Below are 25,108 nucleotides of genomic sequence, written 5' to 3'. Positions count from 1 at the left end.
GCCAGGATTCGGGTCCACGGAAGCTCTTGACCGGGTCACCGGTGGATCGCTAGGTTTTCACGACAGTGAGTTGAGATTCATAATCTGAACTCTTTCGGACCGTACGCACAGCCGCGGCGGTGGCCGTCACCACGGCCGTCCCGCGGCACGTGGCCCCCGTGTGAGGGGCTCGTCGAGGGAAGGATGGGACCCCGGATGGACATCGTCCTGGGCGTCGACACGCTCTCCTACCACTGCCGGCTCGCGACCGGGGAGATCTCCCTCGAGGACGTCCTGCGGGAGATCGCGGAACTCGGTTACTCGTTCGTCCAGTTCAACGCGGTGCACGTGCGCGACCGCGACGAGGCCGGGCTGGAGGCGCTGCGTGGGCTCGCGGCCGAGCTCGGCCTGGACATCACGCTGTCCGGCGACGTCGTCGGGCGCGTCGGCAACGGCGACACGGTCGAGCGCGGCGTCGAGCGCATCCGCGGCTGGGTCGCGCTCGCCGAGACCATCGGCAGCCCGTTCGCGCGGGTGTCGTCGGGCTTCTACCGGGCGGAGCTGTTCTCCCAGCCGGGGCTGATCGCGGCCGAGCAGCGCTACGTCACCGAGACGCTGCGCCGGGCGGCCGACGAGGTGCCCGGGGACGTGCAGATCCTCCTGGAGAACCACTCCGACTTCACCGCCGACGAGTACGCCGAGATCATCGACGGCGTCGGCTCCGACCGGATCGGCGTGTTCCTCGACCTGATCAACCCGATCTCGTCGTTGCAGGACCCGCTGCCGGTCATCACCCGGCTGGCGCCGCTGGCGCCGTCGGGGCACGTGAAGGACTTCAGGCTCGTCTCGCGCTACGTGGAGGACCGCTTCCACCGACGCGGGTTCGACGTGCAGTGGTGCTACCCGGGCGAAGGGGTCGCCGACCTCGCCTCGCTCGTCGGCGTGCTGGTGGGATCCGCCGGTCGTGCCGAACCGTACCGGCTCTCGGTCGAGGGCCTCGACAACCACCCCGGCGTCGCCGACCAGCGCGAACGGCTCGCGGCATCGCTGGCGTTCCTCCAGAAGCTCATCACCGACGCCCCCGCGGCGGCGGCCCCGTCGAAGGAGACGCGATGAGGACCAGGATCGCCAGGGCGGCGGCAGCCGCCGCCCTGCTCACACTCGCCACCGCATGCGGTGGCATCGCCACCCAGAGCCAGTCCGGCAATGCGGTGAACTGCGGTGACACCGTCAGCATCGGTGCGCCCTACCCGCTGTCGGGGGTCTGGGCCGAGAACGGCCAGAACTCCCTCAACGGCATGCAGCTCGCCGCCGACCAGATCAACGACGCCGGCGGGATCAAGGGCCTCGACGGCGCCAAGATCAAGATCGTCAGCGGCGACACCAGCTCGGACAACCCGGGCCAGGCCAAGACGGTCACGGAGAACCTGCTCCAGCAGGGCAACATGTCGGCGGTCGTCGGCTCGTACCTGTCGAGCATGACGCTGACGACGGTCGTCGCGACCGAGACCAAGAAGGTCCCGCTGATCACGCAGTCGTTCGTCGACGACCTGACGGCGAAGGGCTACAAGTACCTCTTCCAGATCCCGCCGAAGGCCTCGGCGTTCGGCTCGGAGACGGTCACCGACGCCAAGGGCGTCTTCGAGGCGCAGAACCGGCCGCTGCGCACGCTCGCCGTCGCAGGCTCCGACGACGCGTCGACCAAGGCGCAGACCGCCGGTGTCGTCGCGGGGGCGGGCAAGGAGGGTGTGCAGGTCCTGCAGCAGGTCATCTTCCCCAACGGCCTGTCCGACGCGACCGCCATCGTCAACAAGATCTCCGACGCCAAGGCCGACCTGATCGTGCTGGGCGGCAACGTGTCCGACCTGTCGCTGATCATCAAGGGCATCCGGGCCCGCGGGGTCACCACGCCGATCGCGACGTCCGGCGGCGGTGGGGCGCTCACCCCGCAGTTCGCCAAGGCGCTCGGTGACGCGGCCGACGGCATCATGGCCTCCGCGGCGTGGAACTCCGACGTGACGTTGCCCGGTGTCTCCGACGCCGCGACCCAGTACCAGCAGAAGTACAACGCGTTCATGCCGCAGGAGGCGGGCGAGTCCTGGGCCGCCGTCTACGAGCTCGCCCAGGTCATGGACCAGGGCAAGACGTGCGACCCGCAGAAGATCCGCGACGCGCTGGCCAGCACCGACTTCACGACCGGTCCGGCCTCGGCCGTCCCGCCGGGCAAGGTCGGCTTCGACCCGACCGGCGCGAACAAGTACATCAAGCCGATCCTGGTGCAGTGGCAGAACGGGACCCTGAAGACGGTCTTCCCCAAGGAGGTCGCCTCGACGGCCTCGCTGCCGCTGGGCGCGGGCCCGACCCCCTGATGATCCGAATCCCGGCGATCCCGATCCCCTGATCGTCGGGAGCCCCGACCGTCCGGCCGCCGCGGTGCCGTTGACCCCACCGCGGCGGCCCGGACTCCCACCTCCGCAGTTGCAGGAAGGGACCTGGATGGACCTCGGCCTCACCGGCGCCCGAGCCCTCGTCACCGCGGCGAGCTCGGGCCTCGGCCGTGCCTGTGCGGCGTCACTGACGGCCGAGGGCGCCCGGGTGGTGGTCTCCTCCCGGGACCCGGACCGGCTCGCCGCCGCGGCGCGCGACGTCGGGGCGGCCGGCCACGTCGCCGCCGACCTCGGCGACGCCGACGCCGTCCGGGCGCTCGTCGAGCGGACCGTTGCGCTGCTCGGCGGTCTGGACGTGCTCGTCGTCAACTGCGGCCCGCCGCCGGCGGTCACGTTCGCCGAGTCGGTCGACGACGACTGGGACACCGGTCACCAGCAGGTGCTCATGAGCGCGGTCCGGCTGCTGCGGGCCGCGCTGCCCCATCTGGTCGCCTCCGGCCGGGGCCGCGTCGTCGCGCTCACCGGCTACGGGGTCCGCGAGCCCAAGCCCGGTCTCGTCGTCTCCGAGGCGACGCGCGCGGGGGTGACGATCCTGGCCAAGGTCGTGGCCGACACCCACGCGGCGGACGGTGTCACCGTCAACACGATCGCACCGGGCCCGATCCTCACCGACCGGCTCCGCGAGCTGCAGGGCAAGCTCGCCGCGGCCGCGGGCATCGACCTCGACGAACAGCTGCGCCGTGCCGCCGCGGACATCCCCGCCCGGCGCATCGGGCGGCCGGAGGAGGTCGGCGACCTCTGCGCGTTCCTCTGCTCGGAGCGCGCCGGCTACCTCACCGGGCAGACGATCGTCGTCGACGGCGGCGTCAACAGGGCGATCTGATGGGGCGCATGCGGATCGCGGTCACCGGCGCCGCGCACTGGCACCTGGACCTGTTCCTGCCGGCGCTGCTCGAGGAGGGCGACGTCGTCGCCGTGCACGATCCCGACCCGGCTGCGGCGCGGCGCATCGCCGAGGGCCTGGGAGCCCGCGCGGCCACCGACGTGGGCACGCTGCTCGACGACGCCGCCCCCGACTTCGTGCTCGCCCTCGGCGCGCACGACGAGATGGCCGCCACGGCACGGACGTTGATCGAGCACGGCACCCCGTTCGCGATGGAGAAACCCTGCGGGCTCGACGCCGCGCAGGTGCACGACATCGCCGACCGCGCCCGCGACGCCGGCGTCTTCGCGGCGGTGCCGTTCGTGTGGCGGCAGAGCGAGCTGCTCGCCGTCATGCGCGAGCGGTTCGCCGACGCCGATCCGTCGTACCTGTCCTTCCGCTGGATCGCCGGGCCCCCGACGCGCTACCGGGACTCCGGCTGCGACTGGATGCTCGACCCGGCCCGGGCCGGCGGGGGCTGCACGATCAACCTCGGGGTGCACTTCATCGACCTCGCCCGCGTCCTGTTCGGCGACGACGTGCAGGTCTCGTCGGCGACGATGTCCAACGCGGCCTACGGCCTCCCGATCGAGGACTACTCGCTGGTCACGCTGCGGTCGTGCGGACGGGTGTTCGTCGGCGAGGTCGGCTACCTCATGCCCGGCCCGCACTCGAACTTCGACATGCGCTTCAGCATCAAGGCCCGCGACCACTACGTCATCGCGACCTCGCCGACCGACGTGGAGATCGTCGCGCCCGACGGTTCCCGCGAGCACGTCAGGGCGCACACGACGAACGTCGCCCACTACCCGGTGTTCGTCCGCGACGCGCTGCGCCGCGTCCGCGCCGGCGAGCCGCCGCTCGCCTCGCTCACCGACATGGCCGCGGTCATGGACCTGACCCGCGACGCCTACGCACTCGCCGGGCCGCTCCCGGTCCGGCCGCGCACACCCCAGGAGGGCACCCGATGACGGAGCCGACGGACCGGGCCAAGGGCCTGCTGCTCGTCATGATCGACATCGATCCGGCGTACGAGGAGGAGTTCAACCGCTGGTACACCGAGGAGCACTTCCCGGAGCGTCAGCAGTGCCCGGGCTTCCTGTCCGCGCGGAGGTTCGTCTCGGTCGAGGGTGAGCCGAAGTACCTGGCCCTCTACGACCTCGACGACCCCGAGGTCCTCGAGACCGAGGAGTACCGGCGCATCCGGCCGCCGAGCGAGTGGACCAGGAAGCTGCAGCCGCACTTCACCACGTTGGTACGCAACGTCTATCGCGAGATCACCCCCACGGTCCCCGACGGCTACGTGGTGCACGCGGTCCGGGAGCAGGAGGCGTGACGCCGTGACCGTGCTCTTCCTGCACCCCGTCGGCCTCGACCGCGAGGCCGCGCGGTTCCTCGACCTGCCCGACGTGCACGCGGTGACCTTCCCCGGGCACGGCGACCGCAGGCGCGCCCGGCCCGGGCTCACCCTTGCCGACATGGCCGACGAGATCGCCGGCCACGCCACCGGGCCCTTCGACGTCGTCGGCGCCTCGCTCGGCGGCATGGTCGCCATGCATCTGGCGCTGGACCACCCCGGGCTCGTGCGCTCGCTCGTCCTCGCCTGCACCACACCCGACGGGGCCACCGACGTGATGGAGGCCAGGGCGGCCGCCACCGAGGAGCGCGGCTCGGCCGGCATGCTCGACGACACGATGACGCGCTGGTTCACCGCGGACGGGCTGCGTTCCGGCGCGCCGTACCTCGACCACGCCCGCGACCGGCTGCTCGCCATGGACCCCGGCGCGCTGGCCGACACCTGGCGCGCCATCGGGTCCCATCACGTCCTCGACCGGCTCGCGCAGATCACCGTCCCGACGACGTGCATCGCCGGCCGGGTCGACGCGTCCACGCCGCTCGAGGTCATGCGCGACCTGGCGGAGCGGCTGCCGAAGTCCCGCCTCGTCGAGCTGGACGCCCCGCACATGGCGTTCCTGGAGAACGCCGACGAGTTCGCCGCCGCCGTCCGCGCCCACCTCGCGTGGGTGGGGGAGGAGCCCGCCCGATCATGACCCACCCGTCGAAGACGACACCGCCGTTGGTCATCGACCTGCACCGTCACCTCTGGTCGATCTTCGAGCGCTACGCCGTCGTCCGTGAGATCGCCGCCCGCGGGACGGCCGTGGGGCACGCCCACGGCGACGGCACCGTGCAGGACGTCGACGTGCGCGCCGCCGAGATCCGCTCCGAGATGGACAAGGCCGGCGTCGACCGCTCCTGCCTGCTTCTCGGCGACTACGGGCTGCGCCTGGGCGAGGGCGACCGGTCGATCGCCGAGGAGAACCGGCTGGCCACCGACCTCGCCCGCGCCGATCCCGACCACTTCATCGCGTTCTTCGGCGTCGACCCCCGCCGACCCGACGCGGCCGAGCTGTTCCGCGACGCGCTCGACGCCGGTGCCAAGGGCCTCAAGCTGCACCCGTGCTCCGGGTTCTCCCCGGCCGACCCGGTGTGCCGCCCGCTCTACGAGCTCGCCCGCGAGTACTCGGTGCCCGTCGTGTCGCACACGGGCCCGCTGGCCGCCCCGCTGGTGAGCACGTACTGCAGCCCGCTGCACCTCGACGAGCCGGCCGCCGACTTCCCCGACGTGAACTTCGTGATCCTGCACGCCGGGCAGCGCGCCTACTTCGACCTCGCGCTCGACATGGCCCGCTGGAAGCCGAACCTCTATCTCGAGCTGTCGCTGTGGCAGGGGCTGTTCCTGGAGGACGAGGCCCGCTTCATCGCCCGCGTCGCCGAGATCCGCCACGGCATCGGCCTCGAGCGGGTCGTCTTCGGCAGCGACTGCCCCGGCGTCTCGACGGTCATGCCGCTCGACGGATGGGTCGACACCTTCCGCAACCTCCCGGAGATCGCGGCCCGTCACGGCGCCACGGTCACCGACGACGAGGTCACCGCGATGCTGGGCGGTACGGCGTCGAGGCTGCTGGGGCTGGGCTCGTGAGCGCGCCCGTGGGCCGGCCGGCCGGGACGGGGGAGTGGGTCGACCTCGCCCAGCCCATGTACGAGCAGATGCCGCGGGCGCTGCCGGAGAGCCAGGTCTGCTTCACCCCGCAGTACATCGAGACCGGCCCGCCCGGGTCGGCCGTGCGGATCACCCACCTGACCCTGTCGACGCACGTCGGCACGCACGTCGACGCGGCGCTGCACTTCCTGCCCGGCGGGAGGTCGATCGAGCAGTACCCGGTGGACGCGTTCGTCGGGCCGGGGATCGTCGTCGACGCCCGCCGCGAGGGCGTCGTCCCCGTGACCCGGGCCGAGATCGAGGCGATGGACCTCGACGTGCGCGCGGGCGACATCGTCCTCTTCTGCTTCGGCTACGGCCGGCACTTCGGCACCCCGGCCTACCGCGACCATCCCTACCTGGGCGACGACACCGCCGACTGGCTCGTCGAACGCGGCGTGAAGCTGGTCGGCGTCGACACGACGACGCCCGACCTCGGCGGCGCGCACCGCCCGCCGGACTACGCCTATCCCGTGCACATGACGTTGCTGCCCCGCGACATCCTCATCATCGAGCACCTCGGGCCGCGCCTGGAGGAGCTCGTCGGGCGTCGCGTCGAGGTCAACGCCGTGCCCCTGCCCATCCGTAGCGGCGACGGCGCCCCGGCGCCGGTGATCGCCCGCCCCGTACCCGACGAGGAGATTCGATGACCGCCCCAGGGCTCGACGCCGCCCTGCCCAACTCCGAACCCAACCCGCGCCGGCTCGACGGGAAGATCGCGATCGTCACCGGTGGCGGCTCGCGCGGCGAGGGCATCGGCACCGGCCGGGCCGCCGCGATCCTGTTCGCGCGCCACGGCGCGAAGGTGCTCGTCGTCGACCGCGACCCGGCGGCCGCCAAGGACACGGTCGACGCGATCCTCGCCGACGGTGGTGAGGCCGCCGCGTTCGAGGCCGACCTCACCTCGGCCGCCGACTGCGACGCGATGGCCGCGGCGGCCGTCGAGCGCTGGGGCCGGATCGACATCCTCGACAACAACGTCGGCACCGAGGGCGCGGGCACGATCCTGCAGACCACCGACGAGGACTGGGACCGGGTCATCACGGTCAACCTGCGGACCGTCGTGTCGGCGAGCCGCGCGGTCATCCCCGTCATGGCCGACGGCGGGGGCGGCGCGATCGTCAACCTGTCGTCGATCTCCGCGATCCGCCCGCGCGGCCTCACCCCCTACACGACGGCCAAGGGCGGCGTCATCGCGCTCACGAAGGCGATGGCCATCGACCATGCGGCGCAAGGGATCCGGGTCAACGCGATCCTGCCCGGGCCGATCTACACGCCGATGGTGGCCGCCGAGGGCATGGACCCGTCGCTGCGCGACAAACGCCGCGGCGCCTCCCCGCTGGGCATCGAGGGTACTGGCTGGGACGTCGGCTACACGGCGCTGTTCCTGGTGTCGGACGAAGCCCGCTACATCACAGGGACGACACTGCCTGTCGACGGCGGGGTGTCGGTCCGCAGCCCGGACCGCTGACCGGCCGCCCGTAATCCCCACGAGACGCAGGACGAGGCAATGCCGGACGAGGCCAGAACGGGTACCAGGATCCAGTCGGTGTCGCGCGCGGCGCAGCTGCTGATGCTCATCGCGTCGCTGCCCGAGGCGGAACGCTCGGTCACACGGATGGCGGCCGAGCTCGGCACGTCCGTGCCGACGGTGTACCACCTCCTCAACACGCTCGTCGACGCGAAGCTGCTGACCCGCGACGAACGCAAGCAGTACCGCTTCGGGCTGGCCATGGAGGTGCTCTCGGTCGCCTACGCGCAGCAGAGCGTGCCGCCGCCCGAGCTCGTCGCGCCGCTGCGCCGGATCATCGAGGAGACCGGGGAGAGCGCCTACCTGACGGCGTGGCGCACGGGGAACCCGGTCGTACTCGCGCACCTGTCCGGTACCCACGCGGTGCAGGTCACCAACCTGCGACCCGGCTACCGCGGCGTCGCGAACGCGCGCGCGTCGGGCAAGGTGCTGCTCGCGTTCGCCGAACCGGAGGAGCGCGAGCGCTACCTCGCGATGAACCCCCTGACGGCGGTCACCGAGAAGACGATCACCGACCCCGACGTCTTCGAGAAGGAGCTGCGGCAGGTCGCGCGCAACGGCTACGCCACCGAGGTCGAGGAGTTCTCCGCCGGTGTCGCGTGCGTGGCGGTCCCGGTGTGGCGCAACGGGATGCTGATGGGCTGCTACACGATCTCGGCACCCGTCGAGCGCTACCGCAAGCAGCGCAGCCACTATCTCGCCGTCCTGCGCGCGGCGGTGGCGATGCTCGACGAGGAGGAGGTCGCCGCCGAGGACGGCGGGGGCGACGCCACGCCGGCGGCGTCCGGCACCGGCGGGGGCAGGTGAACCCGCGACCGACGTCGGCACCCGTCCGCCGCGGGCTGCGCGGCCGGGGGCTGCTGGTCGTGTGGGGCGCGGGCGACACGACGCGTGAGGCGACCGTCGACGCCGGGTTCAACGACTGGTACACCCACGAGCACCTGCCCGAACGCGTCGCGACGCCCGGGTTCCGCCGGGCCCGGCGCTGGACGACCGTCGACCGGCGCACGCCGCCGGTGTACCTCGCCGCGTACGAGACCGACGACGTCGACGTCCTGCGCTCGCCCGCGTACCTCTCGGCGCTCGACGACCCGACACCCGGCACCGCCGCCCACGTCCCGCTGATGTCGGGGATGAGCCGCACCGCCTGCCGCGTCGTCGCGTCGTCCGCCCGTGGCGAGGGCGGGGACCTCGCGTTCGTCGAGTTCGGTCCCGGACCCGGCGACGGCGCGGACGCGGACCCGCTGCGCGCGTTCGTCGTCGACGACCTCGTCCCCGAGTTGCTCGGCCGGCCGGGGACGCTCGCCGTGCACGTCGCCGAGGTCGACCTCGCCGTGACGACCGCGCGCGACGTGACCCCGACCTACCGCGACGTGCCGACCGGCGTCGGCAGGCGGTTCCTGCTCGTCGAGGGCGCGTGGCCCGATCCCGCCGCCACCCCGGCCCTGCTGGACGACCTCGCCGACCGGCTCGCCGGGCGCGGTGCCGACGTCGGCGCGGCCGTGGGGATGCGGCTGCTCGCCCGGATCACCCACGACCAGGTCGTCTCCCGGAAGGACGCATCATGACGGTTCCGCGCTGCGCCGTGCTCGACGACTACCAGGGCGTCGCGCTGACATCCGCCGACTGGTCGGTGCTCGACGGCAAGGTCGACGTCGAGGTGTTCCGCGAGCACATCGCCGACCCCGACGAGCTCGTCGCCGGGCTGGCCGGGCGCGAGATCGTCGTGCTCATGCGCGAGCGGACCCCGTTCCCGCGCGAGATCCTCGAGAGGCTGCCCGACCTGCGGCTGCTCGTCACCACCGGCATGCGCAACGCGTCGGTCGACATGGCCGCGGCGGCCGAGCGCGGTGTCGTCGTGTGCGGCACCGGCGGGCTCTCGACGTCGACGGCCGAGCTGACGTGGGCGCTGATCACCGGGCTGGCGCGCGGGATCGTCGTCGAGAACACCGCGCTGCGCGGCAACGGCCCGTGGCAGCAGACCGTCGGGGCCGACCTCGCCGGCGCCACCCTCGGGGTGCTGGGTCTGGGCCGGATCGGCTCGCTCGTCGCGAAGGTCGGGCTGGCGTTCGGGATGGACGTCCTCGCCTGGAGCACGAACCTCACCGCCGACGCCGCCGCGGCCGCCGGGGTGCGGCTCGCCGAGTCGAAGGCGCAGCTGTGCGCCACGGCCGACTTCCTGACGATCCACCTCGTGCTCTCCGACCGCACCCGCGGGCTCGTCGACGCCGACGACCTGGCCCTGATGAAGCCGACGGCATACCTGGTCAACACGTCGCGGGGGCCGATCGTCGACCAGGACGCGCTGGTCGCGGCCCTGCGCGCGGGCCGGATCGCCGGTGCCGGGCTCGACGTCTACGACGTCGAGCCGCTGCCCGCCGACCACCCCTACCGGTCCCTGCCCACCGTGCTCGCCACCCCGCACCTGGGCTACGTCACCCGCGGCGGCTACGAGATCTTCTGGCGGGAGGTCGTCGAGGACATCGCCGCCCACGTCGCGGGCTCACCGGTCCGGGTGATCACGTGACCGTGGCCGGGCGCGCCGGGTCAGCTCGTCGTGACGAGCACCTTGACCGAGGCCCGGGCGTCGAGCTGGGCCTCGAAGGCCTCCTGCACCCGCTCCAGCGGCATCCGGTGGCTGATCAGCGGCGCGGTCGCCACGGCCCCGGACCCGACGAGCTCCAGCGAGTCGCGGAAGTCCTCGGGGGTGACGTTGGCGCTGCCGCGCAGCACGACCTCGCGCTGCACGGCCCGCATCGGCTCGATCGTCGCGGGGGAGTGGTACAGCGCGACGAGCACCACCGTGCCGCGCGGGCGGACGATCTCGATCGCGCCGGCCACGAGCGCGCCGACGCCGCTGGCCTCCACGACGATGTCGGCCTCGGCCTCGCCGGTGAGCGCGCTCAACGTCCCGGCGAGCGCCTCCTCGCCGACGGTCGGGTCGACGGTGACGATCCCCAGACCCTCGGCCACGGACCGGCGCAGCGGCGAGGGGTCCACCCCGATGACGGGAGTGCATCCCTTGGCGCGCAGGGTTTGTGCCGCCTGCAGGCCGATCGTCCCCAGGCCGGTGACGACGGCACTGCGGCCCGGCCCCGCGTCGGCGAGCCGGACCGCGTGCACGGCCACCGACAACGGCTCCACCAGCGTCCCCGCCTCCAGCGCGGCCCCGGCGCCGCCGGGCAGGTCGGGCAGCCGGTGCACGTTGTGGCCGAGGCGGGCCGCGGGGATGTGCAGCCGCTCGGCGAAACCGCCGGGCAGGCCGAACGCGATGCTGCGGGTCGTCCAGCGCTCGCACAGGTGCGCGAGTCCGGCCCTGCAGCGCCGGCAGTCGCCGCACGGCTGGATCGGCAGGCCGGTGAGCCGGTCGCCCTCGACGATGCCCTGGACCCGGCTGCCGACCTCGACGACCGTGCCCGCGAACTCGTGCCCCATGACCTGGCCGGCCCGCGCGGTGCCCGAGCGGAACTGTCCGATGTCGGACCCGCACACCCCACAGCCGTACAGGTCGAGGACCACATCGTCGGGGCCGGCCACGGGATCGGGCACGTCCTCGACCTCGATGCGGCCCTTGCCGCGGAACACCCCGGCGCGCATGTGGCCTCCTCGCCGGCCGGCGCCCGATGCGGTGCCGGCCCGACCGGACGCTACCCACGCGACGACGCCGCGGACGCTGCTCCGGCACGGATCCGCAGGGAACCGTGCGCGCGTCGTCAACACCGGCGGCGAGGTCGGCGGCGTGGGTTGATCGAGGGTGCCCCCGTGGGTCAGGCTGGCGGGGTGGACCCGGACGACGGCCGGGTGACCACGACGGAAGGGACGGGGCGATGACTGCCCTCACGACGAAGCTGTCCGTGAGCACGTCCGGGGTCTCGAGTCTCGCGGGGCCCTGCCCCCCGGACGAGGACCGGTCCGGACCCGGGAGCAGCGGACCTGCCGACGCCGAACGCTGGCGTGTCGACCCCGCATCGGCGAGCCCGGTGCCCGAGTGGGAAGGCGTCCTCGCGGCGACGCACGTGTCGTTCGACGTGAAGCTGCCCGACTCCGGCCGGTTCGCCGGCCACGTCGAGCGGCGGCACCTCGGTGCGCTCGACCTGGTGGAGTGCACCTGCGCGCCGTTCGCCGGCCGCCGCACGTCGGCGGTGATGGGCGACCCGGGCGAGGACCACATCGGGCTGCAGATGGTGCTGCACGGCTCGGAGAAGGTCATCCGCTCGCGCACCGAGGAACACGTGCTGCAGGCGGGGTCCGTCGGTCTGTGGGACGGGTCGCGCGCGGTCGGCGTCGAGGTCGTGGAGCCGTTCAGCAAGCGCACGCTGATCTTCCCGCGCGAGCTGGTGCACTCGGTGAGCCCGCGACTGGCCGACGTCGGGTCGGTGTCGGCGCTGGAGACGCGCCCCGGCGCCCGCCTGCTGGTCCGCTACGTCGACGCGCTGGCCGACGAGCTGCCGGCCCTCGACGAGCGCACCGGCGCCGCCGCGGCCGACGTCGTGCTGGAGCTGCTGCGGGCCGTCGTCGAGCCGGGGATGCCGGAGACGCGGGAGGCGCGCCGGGAGGCGTTGCGGGCGCGCGTGCGCCGCTTCGTGCGGGTCAACCTCCCCGATCCGGGGCTGGGCCCGGAGTCGATCGCGCGGGCGCTGGCGGTGTCGGTGCGCACCCTGCACTCGGCGTTCGAGGACTCCGGCGAGTCGGTCGCCGCGCTGGTGCGCCGGACCCGCCTCGCGCGGTGCCGCGAGGACCTCGAGGAGCCGACGGCCGGCTCGGTCACCGAGATCGCGTTCCGCTGGGGCTTCTCCGACGCCACACACTTCTCGCACGTGTTCAAGCGCGAGTACGGGATGTCCCCGCGCGACGTCCGGCGTGCCGCGCGCGAGGCCGTCCCGACGCGCTGACCTGCGCCTTCTGTCGTCTTCTGACGATGCGTGCGCGGCCGGGGTGCACGTATCGACAGGTAATCGGGCGCGCAGCGCATGGCCGCACGATCCCCCTCCCGGCGACGCTTTCCCTACCCCGTGGCGCGGTGCGCAACCGTCGACGCCCACCGCGCCGCGGGGCCGGACCGGACCCGGTCCGGGCCGAGAGCGTCGAGGAGAGCCGTGCAGCGCGAGGCCGTGGGGTCGAGAACCGGGACCCGCCGATGACCGACACCACCGGTGCGGTCGAGGTGCGGATGCCGCGGTTGTCGGAGTCGATGGCCGAGGGCACGATCGTGCGCTGGCTGCACGAGTCCGGCGCCGAGGTCGCGCGCGGCGACGAGCTCGCCGAGATCGAGACCGACAAGGCAACGGTGGCCTTCGAGGCCGACGCGGCGGGCGTCCTGCACATCCTCGCGGGTGAGGGCGAGACCGTCCCGGTCGGCGCGGTGATCGCGCACGTCGGCGGGACGGTCGCCCCCGGGGCGACCCAGGCGGGTGTGGCGGACCAGGCCGTACCGGCGTCGGTGGACGCCGCAGAAGCTCCGGCGGTGGCCGAGCCGTCGTCCGCGGAGACCCCGCGGGCGAACGGCGAGGGTCCGGTCGCCGTCCGGGACCGCGGTGCGACGGGAGCGGGCGAGGGGCCTGCGACCGTCGCACCCGGGACGGCCGCACCCGGTGCGGTGTCCGGGGCGGAGCCCGGCACCGCCCGGGTGCGTGTCCCCTCGTCGCCGCTGGCGCGACGGCGGGCCCGCGAGCTCGGGGTGGACCTGGCGACGGTCACCGGCACCGGCCCGAACGGGCGCGTCGTGCGGGCGGACATCGAGGCCGCGGCGCGGGCCGCGCACGCCGACGTCACGTCGTCCAACGGGGTCGCACCACGCCTCGCCGCCGCTCCGGGGGCCGAGGCCCCCGCTCCCGCCGGGGTCGGGACCGCCGCCGGCGCCCGCGGCCGCGGGACCGTGCTGGCGCGCACCAGGACCCAGCGGCTCACCGCGGAACGGATGACCCGGTCGGCGCGGGAGATCCCCGTCTTCACCCTCACCGCCGACGCCGACATGACCGCTGCGCTCGACCTGCGCGCGGCGCTCGCGGCCGTCGCCGACGACGTTCCCGGTGCCGCGGTGCCGACCGTCACCGACGTCGTCGTCACCGCCGCGGGCCGTGCCCTGGCCCGCCACCCCGGTGTCAACGCCGGGATCGCCGAGGGTGGCGACGCGGCAGCCGATCCGGTCGGCTGGTCGCGGGTCAACATCGGCGTCGCCGTCGAAACCCCGGCCGGGCTCGTCGTCCCCGTCGTCACCGACGTCGCGACGCGCTCGCTCGGCGCCCTCGCCGCGGCGGCCCGCGGGCTCGTCGCGCGGGCCCGCGACGGCAGGCTCGCCCCGGCCGAGCTCGACGGCGCCACGTTCACCGTCTCCAACCTCGGCATGTTCGGGGTCCGCGAGTTCGAGGCCGTCGTCGTGCCCGGCCAGGCGGCGATCCTCGCCGTCGGCGCGGTGCGCGCCGAGCCCGGGACCGGCCGGACCGTCATGACGCTCACCCTCAGCTGCGACCACCGCGTCCTCGACGGCGCCGCGGGCGCGCGCTTCCTGCGCGACCTGGTCGGGCTGCTCGAACGACCGCACGCCCTGCTGCTCGACCGCGGCGACGACGCCGCCCCTGGGAAGGACGACACGTGACTTCTTCGGACGTCCTCGGCTCCTACTGGACCGTCGCCGGTCCGGTGGAGATCGGGACCGGCCGCGAGTGGAGCCTGTTCGACTGGCCGGAGCGCTGCGCCCAGGCGGCCCGCGTCGGCATGACCGGGCTCGGCCTGTGGCACACCGACCTCGAGCACCTCCTCGAGAGCCGCACGATGGGCGAGCTCCGGACGATCTTCGTCGACGCCGGGCTGCGCGACCTGGAGATCGAGTTCCTCAACGACTGGTTCGTCGAGGAGGGCGACGACCGGCGCACCGCGTCGGACGCCCAGCGCGACCTGCTGTTCACCGCGGCGGTCGAGCTGGGTGCCCACCACGTCAAGCTCGGGAACCTGCGCCGCACACCGGCCTCGACGGCCCAGCTGACCGACGGGTTCGCCGCGCTGTGCGCCGACGCCGCCGGCCGCGGGGTGCCGCCGATGGCCTACGAGCTGATGCCGTTCGACGTCAACGCGCCCTCGCTGGCGGGGGTGCTGGAGATCGTGTCGGCGTCCGACCCGGCCCACGGCGGCATCGCCATCGACACGTGGCACCTGGGCAAGCTCGGGATCACCGCGGAGGACCTGCGCGTGATCCCGCCGGAGCGGCTCGTCCACGTCGAGCTCTCCGACGGCACGGTCGCGAACATGCCCGACCACAGCCACGAGACGACGCGGCACCGCCGGCTGCCCGGCGAGGGCGAGTTCGACATCCCCGGCTACGTCGCCGTGCTCCGCGAGCTCGGGTACGACGGTCCGTGGGGTGTCGAGGTGCTCTCGGACGCGTTGCGCGCGTTGCCGATCGACGAGATCTTCCAGCGAACCACGGACACGACGTCGGCTGCACTCGGCGCCGGCGTCGCGGCGGGGCAGGAGCGACCGTGAGCACGAACAGTCAGGACCGCGTCGAGATGTTCCGCACGATGGTGCGTATCCGGGAGTTCGAGGAGCGCGTCAAGCGGACGTTCGCCGAGCACCCGGGCGTCATCCGCGGGCACACGCATCTCGCCGACGGCGCCGAGGCGTCGATCGTCGGGTCGATCGCGGCGATCCGGCCCGGCGACCAGGTCATGGCCACCTACCGCTGCCACGGCTACCCCATCGCGCTCGGCACCGACACCACGGCGATGCTCGCCGAGATCTACGGCCGGTCGAACGGGCTGTGCGGCGGCTACGGCGGCTCGATGCACCTGGCCGACCCGGAGCGCGGCTTCCTCGGCACGTCGGGCATCGTCGGACAGTCGATCCCGCAGGCCACCGGCGCCGCCTACGCCGCGCAGATCCGGCGGGCGGGCGACGTGGTGCTGTGCTTCTTCGGCGACGGGGCGAGCAAGCAGGGCGCGTTCCACGAGTCGCTGAACATCGCGTCGCTGTGGAAGCTGCCGATCGTGTTCGTCATGGAGAACAACAGCTACAGCGTGTCGGTGCGCGTCGAGCAGGAGGACGCCAACGCCGCCGCGGGCGAGCCGTTGGCCACCAAGGCCAAGGCGTACAGCATGCCCGGCGTGACGATCGACGGCGGCGACCCCGACGTCGTGTACGAGACCGTCGCCGAGGCCGTGTCGCGGGCCCGCGCGGGCGAGGGCCCGACACTCGTCGAGTCGCTGGTCTACCGGCTCTCGGCGCACGGCAACTCCATCGCTCCGCCCGGGGTGCCCCTGCACTACCCCGAGCACGAGGCCGTCACGGTGTTCGGCGACGTCGCCGAGTACGAGGCCGCCAAGCGCGGCGACCCGGTGCCGCGGTTCCGCGGCGCGCTCGTCACCGGCGGGGTCCTCGACGCCGCCCGGGCCGACGCCATCGTCGCCGAGGCCGCCGACGAGATGCAGCGGGCCGTCGACGGCGCGCTCGCGGGTCCCGAGCCCGAGCCCGCCGACGCGCTGCGCTTCGTCCACGCCTGACCACCCACCACTGCGAGCAGCACGAGGCCCCCTCCGAGCTGCACGAGCCCAGGAGCACCAGATGGCCCGCGAGATCACCTACATCGCCGCGATCATGGAGGGCATCCATCAGGAGATGTCCCGCGACGAGGACGTCCTGCTGATCGGGCAGAGCGTCGGCGGCAGCCCGGAGGACCCGTTCGTCGCCGCCTTCGGACCCGACCGGGTGCGCGTCACCCCGATCTCGGAGACCGCGGAGATCGGAATGGCCGCCGGGGCGGCGCTCGCGGGCAAGCGGCCCGTCGTCGACTGCACGATGGCCGAGTTCCTGCTCGTCGCCATGGACCAGGTCGTCAACGAGGCCAACCGGTTCCACTACATGTCCGGCGGCCGGGTGACCGCGCCGCTGGTCCTCAAGGCCGGCTACGGCTTCACCGCGGGCTGGGCCGGCCAGCACACCGGGTCGATCTACGGGATGTTCATGGGCGTCCCGGGGCTCAAGGTCGCGCTGCCGTCCACGCCCGCGGACGCCAAGGGCCTCATGGCCACCGCCATCCGCGACGACAACCCGGTGCTGTTCCTGCACCACTACCTGCTGACACTCGAGACCGGCGACGTGCCCGAGGGCGAGCACCTGGTGCCCTTCGGCCAGGCCGCGATCGTGCGGCCCGGTACCGACGTGACGCTCGTCGCGACGGGCTGGACGGTGCACCGCGCGCTGGAGGCCGCCGAGGAGCTCGCGGCCGACGGCGTGTCGGTCGAGGTCATCGACCCGCGCACGATCGCGCCGCTCGACGTCGACACCGTGCTGGCGTCGGTGGAGCGGACCGGGCGGTTGGTCCTGGTCGACCAGGCGACCCGGCACGCGTCGGTGTCGGCGATCATCGCCGCCGAGGTGGCCGAGGCGGGCTTCGCCTCGCTGCGTGCCCCGATCGTGCAGGTCACGGCCCTGGACGCGCCGATCGCGTACAGCAAGCCGATGGAGGACTTCGTGCTGCCCGACGTCGCCAAGATCGTCGCCGGGGTGCGCCGGGCCGTCGACGTGACGCTCCCGCACGACGCCGCTACGGCCGTGCGGTGACCGCGTCGGTCCACCGGGACGTGTCGACGGCGGCGCCGACGCCCGACGTGCTGCGCGACCTCCTCACGACGATGTGGCGCATCCGGGCGTTCGAGGAACGCGTGGGCGCCCTCAAGCGCGCCGACGAGGTGCACGGACTCATCCACCTCTCGATCGGCGGCGAGGGCGTGGCCGCGGCGGTGTGCCGGCAGCTGCGCGACGGCGACGCCGTCTACAGCGGACACCGCGCGCACGGGCACGCCGTCGCCAAGGGGACGCCGCTAGACCGCACGATGGCCGAGCTGATGGGCCGCGAGGGCGGCCTGTGCTCGGGCATGGGCGGCTCGATGCACCTGGTCGACGTCGCGCACGGCTTCCTCGGTGCGACGGGCGTCGTCGGTGGCAACATCCCGCTCGCGCTGGGCTCGGCTCTCGCCGCGAAGCAGCGCGGGACCGACGCGGTGGCCGTCGTCTTCTTCGGCGACGGCGCGGTGCAGGCCGGGTTGTTCACCGAGTCGGTCAACCTGGCGACACTGTGGCGGCTGCCGGTGCTGCTGGTGTGCGAGAACAACGGGTTCGCCGAGTTCACCCCGCGCTCGGCACACACGACCGTCGAGCGGGTCAGCGACGTCGTCGCGCCCTATCCGCTGCCGCGCACGACCGTCGACGGCAACGAGGTCGGCGAGGTCTGGTCGGCGTTCTCCGAGCTGCTCGCGCGGGCCAGGGCGGGGGAGGGTCCGGCACTGCTGGAGTGCCTCACCCACCGGCTGCGCGGGCACTACGAGGGCGATCCCGACCGCTACCGCGAGGCCGTCTCCACCGAGGACTGGCAGCGCAAGGACCCCATCCTGCGGCTCCAGCGAGCAGGTCACGACGCGGGCTGGCTGGCCGCCGACGAGCCCGCCGCCCTCGAGGCCGCCGCCCGCGCCGAGGTCGACGAGGCCGTCGCCTGGGCCCGGTCGAGCCCGTTCCCCGCCGTCGCGCGTGCGGCGGCGCTCGTCGAGTCCGGTGGTGCGCGATGACCCGTGAGCTGACCTACGCCAAGGCGATCTCCACGACGATCGCGCAGGCCATGCGGGCCGACCCCGACGTGTTCGTCCTCGGCGAGGACGTCAGCGCGGGCGGGCCGTTCACGACGACTGCCGGCCTGGTCGAGGAGTTCGGCGCGGCCCGCGTGATCGACACCCCGATCAGCGAGGCCGCGATCTGCGGCGTCGCCGTGGGTGCCGCCCAGTCGGGGCTGCGGCCCGTCCTCGAGATCATGTACGTCGACTTCATCACGCTCGCGCTCGACCAGCTGGTGAACCAGGCGGCCAAGGCGCACTTCATGTCCGGCGGCCAGCTGACGGTGCCGATGGTGCTGCGCACGCAGGGCGGCGCCGGGCAGCGGGCCGCGGCACAGCACTCGCAGAGCCTGGAGGCGTGGCTGACCCACGTGCCGGGACTGACCGTCGTCATGCCGTCGGGGGCCGCCGACGCGGCGGGCCTGCTCGCCGCCGCGATGACCGCGCCCGGGCCGGTCGTCGTCGTCGAGAACAAGGTGCTGTACTTCCGCCGCGAGCCCGTGCCCGACCCCGTCGAGCCCATCCCGCTCGGCCGCGCCGCGGTGCGCCGCCGCGGCCGCGACGTCACCGTCGTCGCGTTGTCCCGCATGGTCGGCGAGGCACTCGCGGCGGCCGAGGAGCTCGCGGCCGAGGGCATCGAGGTCGAGGTCATCGACCCGCGCACGCTCGTCCCGCTCGACCTGGACACCGTCGTGGAGTCGGTGCGGCGCACCAACCGGCTCGTCGTCGCCCACGAGGCGGTGCGGCACGGCGGGTTCGGCGCGGAGGTCGCGGCCGCGGTGCAGCACGCCGCGTTCGACGACCTCGACGCCCCGGTCGAGCGCGTCGGCGCGCCGTTCCAGCCGATCCCGCTGAGCCCGCCGCTCGAGGACGCCTACCTGCCCGGTGCCGCCGAGATCCGGTCGGCCGTCATGACCACCCTGGGGCGCGTCCCGGTGTAGAGCCCGTGAGCGAGGTCAGGAACGACGCGATCGCCACGCCCAGCGCGTCGGAGCGGTTCGCCGCGCTGATGTGGTCGCCCTTCACCGTCGCGAACGTGCTGTGCGGCAGGACGTCGGCGAGCGCGCGGGCGTCGTCGGGGTCGTCGCGGTCGCCGCACACCACCAGGGTGGGCGCGACGACACCCGCGAGCTCGACCTCCGGGGTGTCGACGGCCGTGCCCAGCGCCAGCCGCAGCGCCGTCCGGTCCGCCCCGATGCGCTCGACGAAGTCGGCGATGCGCCGCTGCGGGCTCGCGGGCGCGAACGTGCCGGCGGGCGGGGCGGCGTCGTCGAGGACCTGGGTGAACACGTCGGCGAACGAGTGGCCACGGATGTGGACCACTCCGGCGAGACCCATGCCGGCGACGACGAGCCGGCCCGGCCGGGCTCCGCGCACCACCGCGCGCAGCGAGGTGCGCGCCCCCAGCGAGTAGCCGCCGAGATCGTAGTCGCCGTCGGCGAGGCCGAGGTGGTCGAGCAGCGCGAAGACGTCGTCGGTGAGGACGTCGGCGGGGTACGCGCGGGGATCGTGGCTGCGGTCGCTGTCGCCGTGCCCGCGCAGGTCGGGGAGGATCACCCGGCGCCCGGTCGCCGCGACCGCCGCCGCGTGCCCGGGCGTCACCCAGTTGATCAGGGCTGTCGAGGAGAACCCGTGCAGCAGCACGGTCGGCCGGCCCGCGCCGAGCTCGCGGTAGGCGAGCCGCACGCCGTCGGCGGTGGTGAGGAACGAGGGGACCGGGAGCGGGGGCGCGACGTGCACGACCCCATCCAACAGCCGTCGTGCGTGGCGATGGTCGCGATAGCGACCATCGCCACGCACGGTCAGGTGCAGGCGACGTCGACCAGCGCCTGACGGCCTTCCTCACGCACCACGCGCAGCGCGTTCCGCAGCGCCGGGACCAGTTCCGACCGCTCGGTGACGCGGACGCCGTGGCCCCCGGAGGCCTCGGCGTACGCGGCGAACGCGGGCACCGGGTCGAGCCGGGCCAGCGGTGAGAGGTCCGCCGACGCGGCCGCGTGGCCGTCGGGGTGGACCTTGAGCGCCGAGGCCTGCACCGCGCCCCAGTGGTCGTTGCTGCAGACGACGGTCAGCACGGGCAGCCCGTGCATCGCCATCGCCTGGTGGCAGGCCGCGGGGTTGGCGAACAGGTACGCGCCGTCGCCGACGGTGGCGACGACCGTCGCACCCGGCCGGGCGAGCTTGACCCCGATCGCCGCCGGCAGCCCCCAGCCGAGGCCGCCCGCGGGCGGGGTGCCCAGGTAGGAGCCGGGGACGGTCGGCGCCAGCACCTCGGCCTGCGCCCAGTACTCGTTGACGACGACGGTGTCGGACCCGTCGTCGAGCACCGTCGCCAGCGCCGCGTTCATCGCGGCCTTGGTGATCTGGCCGTCGGTCGCGGCGGCCTCCTGGTCGAGCAGGGCCTGCCGGCGCGCGCGCCAGCGTCCGCCCAGCTCGGTGAGCCGCGCCGCCCGGCCCGGGTCGATGCGCTCGGCCCGGCTCGCGAGCGCCGGACCCAGTGCCGCGAGCAGCGGCCCGCACCCGGCGGTGATCGTCAGGTCGGAGCGGTGCGAGCGGATCGGGTAGCGCGCGAAGTGCGGGTCGGGCCCCACCTGGACGACGACGGCGTCGTCGGCGGGGGAGACCGCCGAGGGCAGCCAGGGCACGTCGAGGTCGAGGGTGACGACGACGTCGGCGTCGGCGAGTACCTCAGCGGGCCGGTAGCCCAGGTGCATCGGGTGGTCGGCCGGCATGCTGACGTGCCGGGGGCCGCTCTCGACGACCCCGATGCCGTGCCGCCCGGCCAGCTCGGCCAGCAGCGCGACGCAGCCGTGGTCGGCGCCGGAGTCGCCGGTGACGATCAGCGGGAACCGCGCCGTCGCCAGGTGCTCGGCGAGCGTCTCGACGGCCGCCGGATCGGGATGGGCCGACGTCGGGACGGGCGGTGCCGGGGTCGCGGGGATGCCGAACGTCGGCGCGGCCAGCACCTCGCGCGGCAGCGACAGGTACACCGGGCCGGGCGGCTCGGTGCGGGCCCGGTCGAGCGCCCGGTCGACGACCTGGCGGACCTGGCCCCCGTCGTGCAGCTCGTAGTCCCACTTCACGAGCTCGCGCAGCATCCCGGCCTGGTCGAACATCTCCTGGGCCCAGTGGATGCCGTAGTCGCGGGCGCCGAGCACGCCGTCCTCGAACAGCGGGGTGCGGCCGGCGGACAGCAGCACCGGCACCCGGGCGCTGGCGGCGTTGGACACCGCGCAGACCGCGTTGGCCGAGCCGACGCTGGTGTGCAGCATGACCGCCTGCACCCGGCCGTCGCCCAGGTAGGAGCCGTGCGCCATCGACACCGCGAGGTTCTCGTGCGCGCAGACGATCACCTGCGGCAGGTCGAGACCGGACTCCTTCTGCCGGGCGTAGGCCTCGACGATCGTCGCGAAGTCGGTGCCCGCGTTGACGAACAGCCGGTCGACACCGCGCTCGCGCAGCGCGACCAGGTAGGCCTCCGCAACCGTCTCGGCGTTCTGCACGCTCACTGCTCCTGCGGGTGGGTGGCGACCGCCTCGACGCTGATGTCCATCCACGGGAACATCGGCAGCGACGCGAGGACGTCGTGCAGCTCGGTGGCGTCGCCGACCTCGTACAGGCCGATCGTCGCGTTGCGGCCGGGCACCCGCCAGAGCCGCTTGAGGATGCCCGCGGCGCGCAGCTCGTCGGCGCGCGCCCGTTCACCCTTCTTCAGCCGGTTGCGCTCCTCGTCGGGGGTCTCCACCGGCAGCCGGTTCTCGGCACGGACCAGGAACTCCATCGTTCGTTCGCCTCCAGAAAAGCGCCGCGCGCAGACAGGAGCGCGCGGCGTCGCGGTCGTACGGCCGTCAGCCCTTGTCCACGCCGAGGGCCGCGGCCATCAGTGCCTTGGCCAGCGCCTCGGGTGCGGTGACCATCGCCTCGTGCCCGGTCGGGATCGTCGACACCGGCCACCCGCCCGCCTCGGCACGCGCGGCATGACCGGCGAAGGCACGCATCCAGTCCGTGCACTCGATGTAGTGCGCGGGCACGTCGGAGTGGTCGCCCCGCAGGTCGAGCCGCTGGGTGTAGGTGCGCCAGGGGTGCGGGGTGAGCCGGGGCGTGAGCCAGGCCAGGTCCGCCTCGTCGGTGACGCCCAGCACCTGCAGCGACCGCGGCGGGATCAGCCAGCCGAACCCGGCCGTGGCCACGGACTCGCGGTAGTGCCCGGCGACCTCCTCGGGCAGCAGGTCGATCGCGGCGTCCCCGTCGCCGCCGACGAAGGCGTCGAGGTAGACCCGCAGGGCGAGCCGGTCGGGGCGCTGGTCCGCGACCCCGGTGACGACCTGCCCCGCATAGCTGTGGCCCACCAGGACGGCGTCGCGGCAGTCCTCGGCGTCGAGGAGCGCGACGACGTCCTGGATGTGGGTGTCGAGCCCCACGGCCGGGCTCAGCAGGTGGGCCCGGTCGCCGAGCCCGGTCAGCGTCGGCGTGAGCACGTCGTGCCCCGCCTCGCGCAGACAGGGCTCGACGCGCCGCCAGGCCCACCCACCGTGCCAGGCCCCGTGCAGAAGAACGAACGTGCTCACGCGTTGATCACCAGAGTTTCTCGGTCGCGATCTCGGCTCCCCTGACGAGGGAGCGCATCTTCTCCCACGCGAGCTCGGGGACGACCCCGCCCCAGCCCGCGAACGTGCCGAAACCGCAGTCGGTCCCGGCCATCACCCGTTCCCGGCCGACGATGTCGGCGTAGCGCAGGATGCGCTCCGCGACCAGGCCCGGGTGCTCGACGAAGTTCGTCGTCGTGTCGATGACCCCGGGACAGAAGATCTTGTCGTCGGGGATCTTCGCCGCCGCCCAGCCGGCCCAGTCGTGGCCGTGGCGGGGGTTGGCGGCCTCGCACAGCAGGGTCGAGGGCTTCGCGCCCAGCACGACGTCGGCGATCTTCTCGACCTCGACGTCGAACGTGTGCGGGCCCTCGTAGTTGCCCCAGCACAGGTGCATCCGGACCTGGTCGGCCGGGACGTCGCGCAGGGCGTGGTTGAGGACCTCGACCTGGACCTCGGCGCGCTTGAGGAAGTCGGCGTCGGAGAGGTCCTTGAACTTGTTGTGCCGGCCCATGCCGAGGTCCGGCGCGTCGATCTGCAGGGCGAAGCCGGCGGCGACGATCGCGTCGTACTCGGTCTTCATGGTCTCGGCGATCGCGGTGAGGTAGGAGTCCTCGTCGGGATAGAACTCGTTGGGCTGGAACAGCGCGACGATCCCGGGCGACGGCGCGTTCATGAACCCGCCCGTCACCTGTACCTCACCGAGCGCGGCGGTCAGGTTCTCCAGGTCGGTCTGCAGCGGGCCGCGGTCGACGTAGGCGAGCTCGGCGCGGCAGATCGGGCGCAGGTAGGCGACGGTGTCGCCGGAGGCGTGCAGGCGGTCGCGGTACTCGGGGTACTTGTCGAGATCGGCCGGGGTCGCCCGGGGCGCATCGCCGATCTCGAAGCCGGAGATTCGGTGCCGCAGGTAGGTGGCGTAGCCGATCTTGCTCATCTCGCCGTCGCTCACGACGTCGATCCCGACCTCTGCCTGCTGGCGCACCTGGTCGCGAACCGCGTCGCGGACCGTGTCGGCGAGCAGCTGCTGGTCGACGTCCTCACCGCGGTCGTCGGCGTTGAGCAGGTCGAGCAGCTGCTCGGGCCGCGGGAGGCTGCCGACGTGCGTGGTCAGGATCCGATCGGTCTGGGGCATCCTTGCTCCTGTCCTCGATCTGGTCGTTCGACACCGGCTGTGTCGGATGCGGCGCGGGTCGTCCCCGCGGGGCTCACCACTGGTGCAGGTTGGCGTCGAGCTGCTGGAGGGCGTCGACGACGCTCAGCAGGTGCGCGCGCATGGTCTGCTCGGCCCGGTCGGCGTCACCGGAGCAGACGCTCTCGATGACCTCGACGTGCTCGCGCATGCCCACGGCGGGCCGTCCGGGCAGCAGCGCGACCGTGTAGTGGTAGCGCACGCTCTGGGTCCGCAGCCGGTCGAGCATCACGCCCGCCGTCTCGTGCCGGGAGATGTCGCGCACCGCGCGGTGCACCTCCTGGTTGACGCGCGTGTAGGCCATGACGTCGCCCTCGTCGACCGCGACACGCAGCTCGTCGCCGAGCGCGCGCAGGCTCTTCTTCTCCTCGGCCGTGATGCGCTGGGCGGCCTTCGCGGCGCACAGTCCCTCGACGACGGCGCGCGCCTCGGTGATCTCGACGGCCTCGTCGAGGGAGATCGGGCGGACGCGGGCGCCGCGGTTGCGTTCGCGCAGCACGATACCCTCGCTCTCGAGCTGGGCCAGCGCCGTGCGCACCGCGCCGCGGGACGCCTGGTACAGCGACACGAGGTCGGCTTCGGGCAGGCGTTGCCCCGGTGCGTAACGGCCCTGCATGATGCCGTCGCGGACGGCCGTGACAACGCCGTCGACCGTCGCGGTCGACGGCTCGTCGGGAGCCATCTCGTTGCTCACGGCCATGCGGTTCCCCCTGTCGGACCCGAGTGCGGGCTGCGGTTCTGGGCGGTTCTGGGCACACGCTACTCGTAACCAAGATTGTTAACAATCTGGTTGCCACTCTCGCGCACACGGGGTTATGGTCCCAGCCACACCGGGCTGCGCAGACGCACCCGGTGCCGCGAATCGGCGAGGCG

General features: G+C 73.5%; 26 protein-coding genes. 19 read left to right on the top strand and 7 right to left on the bottom strand.

What is annotated here, in order from left to right; translation table 11 throughout:
• The first annotated feature begins 195 nt into the window (after positions 1–195).
• From PSED_RS18725 to PSED_RS18670, 12 genes are all read left to right on the top strand, one after another.
• Positions 196–1,095 carry a sugar phosphate isomerase/epimerase family protein gene (locus PSED_RS18725; protein WP_041759852.1) on the top strand — a complete coding sequence of 300 codons (900 nt, stop codon included), beginning with the start codon at positions 196–198 and terminating at the stop codon, positions 1,093–1,095.
• Entirely contained in the window at positions 1,092–2,348 is a 1,257-nt protein-coding gene (locus PSED_RS18720; protein WP_013675814.1) for an ABC transporter substrate-binding protein, read from the top strand. Before PSED_RS18725 ends, PSED_RS18720 begins: the two co-directional genes overlap by 4 nt.
• A gap of 127 nt (positions 2,349–2,475) precedes the next feature.
• On the top strand, positions 2,476–3,249 hold the full coding sequence (locus PSED_RS18715) for an SDR family oxidoreductase (protein WP_013675813.1): 774 nt from the start codon (positions 2,476–2,478) through the stop codon (positions 3,247–3,249).
• 8 nt (positions 3,250–3,257) lie between these two features.
• Positions 3,258–4,259 (top strand): Gfo/Idh/MocA family protein, encoded by a 1,002-nt coding sequence (locus tag PSED_RS18710; protein ID WP_158511328.1) that lies wholly within the window; start codon positions 3,258–3,260, stop codon positions 4,257–4,259.
• Positions 4,256–4,624, top strand: a complete 369-nt coding sequence (locus PSED_RS18705; protein WP_013675811.1) for a DUF4286 family protein — start codon at positions 4,256–4,258, stop codon at positions 4,622–4,624. Before PSED_RS18710 ends, PSED_RS18705 begins: the two co-directional genes overlap by 4 nt.
• 4 nt (positions 4,625–4,628) lie before the next feature.
• Positions 4,629–5,339, top strand: a complete 711-nt coding sequence (locus PSED_RS18700; RefSeq protein WP_013675810.1) for an alpha/beta fold hydrolase — start codon at positions 4,629–4,631, stop codon at positions 5,337–5,339.
• Positions 5,336–6,271, top strand: coding sequence for an amidohydrolase family protein (locus PSED_RS18695; protein ID WP_013675809.1), 936 nt, complete (start codon positions 5,336–5,338; stop codon positions 6,269–6,271). Before PSED_RS18700 ends, PSED_RS18695 begins: the two co-directional genes overlap by 4 nt.
• Entirely contained in the window at positions 6,268–6,981 is a 714-nt protein-coding gene (locus PSED_RS18690) for a cyclase family protein (RefSeq protein ID WP_013675808.1), read from the top strand. The genes PSED_RS18695 and PSED_RS18690 overlap by 4 nt, the downstream gene beginning before the upstream one ends.
• Positions 6,978–7,802, top strand: coding sequence for an SDR family NAD(P)-dependent oxidoreductase (locus PSED_RS18685; protein WP_013675807.1), 825 nt, complete (start codon positions 6,978–6,980; stop codon positions 7,800–7,802). Before PSED_RS18690 ends, PSED_RS18685 begins: the two co-directional genes overlap by 4 nt.
• Positions 7,803–7,880: 78 nt before the next feature.
• On the top strand, positions 7,881–8,669 hold the full coding sequence (locus PSED_RS18680; protein ID WP_049803445.1) for an IclR family transcriptional regulator: 789 nt from the start codon (positions 7,881–7,883) through the stop codon (positions 8,667–8,669).
• On the top strand, positions 8,666–9,430 hold the full coding sequence (locus PSED_RS18675) for a DUF4286 family protein (RefSeq protein WP_013675805.1): 765 nt from the start codon (positions 8,666–8,668) through the stop codon (positions 9,428–9,430). Before PSED_RS18680 ends, PSED_RS18675 begins: the two co-directional genes overlap by 4 nt.
• Positions 9,427–10,389, top strand: a complete 963-nt coding sequence (locus tag PSED_RS18670) for a D-2-hydroxyacid dehydrogenase family protein (protein ID WP_013675804.1) — start codon at positions 9,427–9,429, stop codon at positions 10,387–10,389. Before PSED_RS18675 ends, PSED_RS18670 begins: the two co-directional genes overlap by 4 nt.
• A 20-nt stretch (positions 10,390–10,409) precedes the next feature.
• Here the strand turns inward: PSED_RS18670 and PSED_RS18665 are convergent, their stop codons facing one another.
• On the bottom strand, positions 10,410–11,459 hold the full coding sequence (locus tag PSED_RS18665; RefSeq protein WP_013675803.1) for a zinc-dependent alcohol dehydrogenase: 1,050 nt from the start codon (positions 11,457–11,459) through the stop codon (positions 10,410–10,412).
• A gap of 230 nt (positions 11,460–11,689) precedes the next feature.
• Between PSED_RS18665 and PSED_RS18660 the strand changes: the two genes are divergently transcribed.
• The 7 genes from PSED_RS18660 to PSED_RS18630 all read left to right on the top strand — a co-directional run bounded on the left by PSED_RS18660 (position 11,690) and on the right by PSED_RS18630 (position 19,401).
• Positions 11,690–12,754 carry a helix-turn-helix domain-containing protein gene (locus tag PSED_RS18660; protein WP_013675802.1) on the top strand — a complete coding sequence of 355 codons (1,065 nt, stop codon included), beginning with the start codon at positions 11,690–11,692 and terminating at the stop codon, positions 12,752–12,754.
• Between the two features lie 245 nt (positions 12,755–12,999).
• Positions 13,000–14,457 (top strand): dihydrolipoamide acetyltransferase family protein, encoded by a 1,458-nt coding sequence (locus PSED_RS18655; protein ID WP_013675801.1) that lies wholly within the window; start codon positions 13,000–13,002, stop codon positions 14,455–14,457.
• Complete coding sequence (locus PSED_RS18650) at positions 14,454–15,341, top strand: sugar phosphate isomerase/epimerase family protein (RefSeq protein WP_013675800.1); 888 nt, start codon at positions 14,454–14,456, stop codon at positions 15,339–15,341. The genes PSED_RS18655 and PSED_RS18650 overlap by 4 nt, the downstream gene beginning before the upstream one ends.
• Positions 15,338–16,357, top strand: a complete 1,020-nt coding sequence (locus PSED_RS18645) for a thiamine pyrophosphate-dependent dehydrogenase E1 component subunit alpha (protein ID WP_013675799.1) — start codon at positions 15,338–15,340, stop codon at positions 16,355–16,357. Before PSED_RS18650 ends, PSED_RS18645 begins: the two co-directional genes overlap by 4 nt.
• A 61-nt stretch (positions 16,358–16,418) precedes the next feature.
• A complete protein-coding gene (locus tag PSED_RS18640) occupies positions 16,419–17,417 on the top strand; it encodes an alpha-ketoacid dehydrogenase subunit beta (RefSeq protein ID WP_013675798.1) in 999 nt (332 codons plus the stop codon).
• Positions 17,414–18,418 carry a thiamine pyrophosphate-dependent dehydrogenase E1 component subunit alpha gene (locus PSED_RS18635; RefSeq protein WP_013675797.1) on the top strand — a complete coding sequence of 335 codons (1,005 nt, stop codon included), beginning with the start codon at positions 17,414–17,416 and terminating at the stop codon, positions 18,416–18,418. The genes PSED_RS18640 and PSED_RS18635 overlap by 4 nt, the downstream gene beginning before the upstream one ends.
• Positions 18,415–19,401, top strand: a complete 987-nt coding sequence (locus tag PSED_RS18630; RefSeq protein ID WP_013675796.1) for an alpha-ketoacid dehydrogenase subunit beta — start codon at positions 18,415–18,417, stop codon at positions 19,399–19,401. The genes PSED_RS18635 and PSED_RS18630 overlap by 4 nt, the downstream gene beginning before the upstream one ends.
• Here the strand turns inward: PSED_RS18630 and PSED_RS18625 are convergent.
• The 6 genes from PSED_RS18625 to PSED_RS18600 all read right to left on the bottom strand — a co-directional run bounded on the left by PSED_RS18625 (position 19,370) and on the right by PSED_RS18600 (position 24,935).
• Positions 19,370–20,200, bottom strand: a complete 831-nt coding sequence (locus PSED_RS18625; protein WP_013675795.1) for an alpha/beta fold hydrolase — start codon at positions 20,198–20,200, stop codon at positions 19,370–19,372. The two genes, PSED_RS18630 and PSED_RS18625, sit on opposite strands and share 32 nt — an antisense overlap.
• 62 nt (positions 20,201–20,262) lie before the next feature.
• On the bottom strand, positions 20,263–21,969 hold the full coding sequence (locus tag PSED_RS18620) for a thiamine pyrophosphate-requiring protein (protein WP_158511327.1): 1,707 nt from the start codon (positions 21,967–21,969) through the stop codon (positions 20,263–20,265).
• The gene (locus PSED_RS18615) at positions 21,966–22,241 is read right to left on the bottom strand and encodes a muconolactone Delta-isomerase family protein (protein WP_013675793.1); all 276 of its coding nucleotides are present in this window, start codon (positions 22,239–22,241) and stop codon (positions 21,966–21,968) included. The genes PSED_RS18620 and PSED_RS18615 overlap by 4 nt, the downstream gene beginning before the upstream one ends.
• A 67-nt stretch (positions 22,242–22,308) precedes the next feature.
• On the bottom strand, positions 22,309–23,028 hold the full coding sequence (locus PSED_RS18610; RefSeq protein ID WP_013675792.1) for an alpha/beta hydrolase: 720 nt from the start codon (positions 23,026–23,028) through the stop codon (positions 22,309–22,311).
• A 7-nt stretch (positions 23,029–23,035) separates the two neighbouring features.
• Positions 23,036–24,178 carry a cobalamin-independent methionine synthase II family protein gene (locus PSED_RS18605; RefSeq protein WP_013675791.1) on the bottom strand — a complete coding sequence of 381 codons (1,143 nt, stop codon included), beginning with the start codon at positions 24,176–24,178 and terminating at the stop codon, positions 23,036–23,038.
• 73 nt (positions 24,179–24,251) lie between these two features.
• Entirely contained in the window at positions 24,252–24,935 is a 684-nt protein-coding gene (locus tag PSED_RS18600; protein WP_013675790.1) for a GntR family transcriptional regulator, read from the bottom strand.
• Positions 24,936–25,108: the final 173 nt, after the last annotated feature.

Source organism: Pseudonocardia benzenivorans CB1190, from assembly GCF_000196675.2.
Lineage (GTDB): Bacteria > Actinomycetota > Actinomycetes > Mycobacteriales > Pseudonocardiaceae > Pseudonocardia > Pseudonocardia benzenivorans.
This window is presented reverse-complemented; position numbering and strand designations above follow the sequence as displayed.